This is a genomic window from Burkholderia sp. 22313 (assembly GCF_052045245.1).
In the GTDB taxonomy this organism is placed as follows: Bacteria; Pseudomonadota; Gammaproteobacteria; order Burkholderiales; family Burkholderiaceae; genus Burkholderia.
On record NZ_JBQEON010000007.1, the window covers coordinates 1 to 2,926 of the forward strand.

The window sequence follows — 2,926 nt, forward strand, 5'->3', positions numbered from 1 at the left end:
GAGACAGACTCGTTATAGGGTCAAGCGAACAAGTGCATGTGGTGGATGCCTTGGCGATCACAGGCGATGAAGGACGCGGTAGCCTGCGAAAAGCTACGGGGAGCTGGCAAACGAGCTTTGATCCGTAGATGTCCGAATGGGGAAACCCACTCCTTTTGGAGTATCCATGGCTGAATACATAGGCCATGTGAAGCGAACGCGGTGAACTGAAACATCTAAGTAACCGCAGGAAAAGAAATCAACCGAGATTCCCAAAGTAGTGGCGAGCGAAATGGGATGAGCCTTGCACTCTTTATTTGTATTGTTAGCCGAACGCTCTGGAAAGTGCGGCCATAGCAGGTGATAGCCCTGTAGGCGAAAACAGTATGAAAGAACTAGGTGTGCGACAAGTAGGGCGGGACACGTGAAATCCTGTCTGAAGATGGGGGGACCATCCTCCAAGGCTAAATACTCGTGATCGACCGATAGTGAACCAGTACCGTGAGGGAAAGGCGAAAAGAACCCCGGGAGGGGAGTGAAATAGATCCTGAAACCGCATGCATACAAACAGTCGGAGCCTCGCAAGGGGTGACGGCGTACCTTTTGTATAATGGGTCAGCGACTTACGTTCAGTAGCAAGCTTAACCGTATAGGGCAGGCGTAGCGAAAGCGAGTCCGAATAGGGCGTTCAGTTGCTGGGCGTAGACCCGAAACCAAGTGATCTATCCATGGCCAGGATGAAGGTGCGGTAACACGTACTGGAGGTCCGAACCCACTAACGTTGAAAAGTTAGGGGATGAGCTGTGGATAGGGGTGAAAGGCTAAACAAACTTGGAAATAGCTGGTTCTCTCCGAAAACTATTTAGGTAGTGCCTCGTGTCTCACCTTCGGGGGTAGAGCACTGTCATGGTTGGGGGGTCTATTGCAGATTACCCCGCCATAGCAAACTCCGAATACCGAAGAGTGCAATCACGGGAGACAGACATCGGGTGCTAACGTCCGGTGTCAAGAGGGAAACAACCCAGACCGCCAGCTAAGGTCCCCAAATATAGCTAAGTGGGAAACGAAGTGGGAAGGCTAAAACAGTCAGGAGGTTGGCTTAGAAGCAGCCACCCTTTAAAGAAAGCGTAATAGCTCACTGATCGAGTCGTCCTGCGCGGAAGATGTAACGGGGCTAAGCTATATACCGAAGCTGCGGATGCGAGCTTTGCTCGCATGGTAGGAGAGCGTTCCGTAAGCCTGCGAAGGTGCGTTGAAAAGCGTGCTGGAGGTATCGGAAGTGCGAATGCTGACATGAGTAGCGATAAAGGGGGTGAAAGGCCCCCTCGCCGTAAGCCCAAGGTTTCCTACGCAACGTTCATCGGCGTAGGGTGAGTCGGCCCCTAAGGCGAGGCAGAAATGCGTAGCTGATGGGAAGCAGGTCAATATTCCTGCACCATTGTTAGATGCGATGGGGGGACGGATCGCGGAAGGTTGTCCGGGTGTTGGAAGTCCCGGTCGCTGCATTGGAGAAGGCGCTTAGGCAAATCCGGGCGCGGGATTCAAGGGTGTGGCGCGAGCTCCTTCGGGAGCGAAGCAATTGGAAGTGGTTCCAAGAAAAGCCTCTAAGCTTCAGTCTAACGATGACCGTACCGCAAACCGACACAGGTGGGCGAGATGAGTATTCTAAGGCGCTTGAGAGAACTCGGGAGAAGGAACTCGGCAAATTGGTACCGTAACTTCGGGATAAGGTACGCCCTTGTAGCTTGATGCGCCTGCGCGCAGAGGGTGAAGGGGTTGCAATAAACTGGTGGCTGCGACTGTTTAATAAAAACACAGCACTCTGCAAACACGAAAGTGGACGTATAGGGTGTGACGCCTGCCCGGTGCCGGAAGATTAAATGATGGGGTGCAAGCTCTTGATTGAAGTCCCGGTAAACGGCGGCCGTAACTATAACGGTCCTAAGGTAGCGAAATTCCTTGTCGGGTAAGTTCCGACCTGCACGAATGGCGTAACGATGGCCACACTGTCTCCTCCCGAGACTCAGCGAAGTTGAAGTGTTTGTGATGATGCAATCTACCCGCGGCTAGACGGAAAGACCCCATGAACCTTTACTGTAGCTTTGCATTGGACTTTGAACCGATCTGTGTAGGATAGGTGGGAGGCTATGAAACCGGAACGCTAGTTTCGGTGGAGCCGTCCTTGAAATACCACCCTGGTTTGTTTGAGGTTCTAACCTTGGCCCGTGATCCGGGTCGGGGACAGTGCATGGTAGGCAGTTTGACTGGGGCGGTCTCCTCCCAAAGCGTAACGGAGGAGTACGAAGGTACGCTAGGTACGGTCGGAAATCGTGCTGATAGTGCAATGGCATAAGCGTGCTTAACTGCGAGACCGACAAGTCGAGCAGGTGCGAAAGCAGGTCATAGTGATCCGGTGGTTCTGTATGGAAGGGCCATCGCTCAACGGATAAAAGGTACTCTGGGGATAACAGGCTGATACCGCCCAAGAGTTCATATCGACGGCGGTGTTTGGCACCTCGATGTCGGCTCATCTCATCCTGGGGCTGTAGCCGGTCCCAAGGGTATGGCTGTTCGCCATTTAAAGAGGTACGTGAGCTGGGTTTAAAACGTCGTGAGACAGTTTGGTCCCTATCTGCCGTGGGCGTTGGATATTTGAAGGGGGCTGCTCCTAGTACGAGAGGACCGGAGTGGACGAACCTCTGGTGTACCGGTTGTCACGCCAGTGGCATCGCCGGGTAGCTATGTTCGGAAGAGATAACCGCTGAAAGCATCTAAGCGGGAAACTCGCCTTAAGATGAGATATCCCTGGGGACTAGATCCCCTTGAAGGGTCGTTCGAGACCAGGACGTTGATAGGTCAGGTGTGTAAGCGCAGTAATGCGTTCAGCTAACTGATACTAATTGCCCGTAAGGCTTGATCCTATAACAAGTCTGCCTTGTAGATCGGC

Annotated in this window: 1 rRNA gene; it reads left to right on the forward strand. The window is 52.9% G+C overall.

Annotated elements, in window-relative coordinates:
* Positions 1 to 18 precede the first annotated feature (18 nt).
* Positions 19 to 2,900 (forward strand): 23S ribosomal RNA (locus tag ACTJKF_RS07875).
* The last annotated feature ends 26 nt before the right edge of the window (positions 2,901 to 2,926 follow it).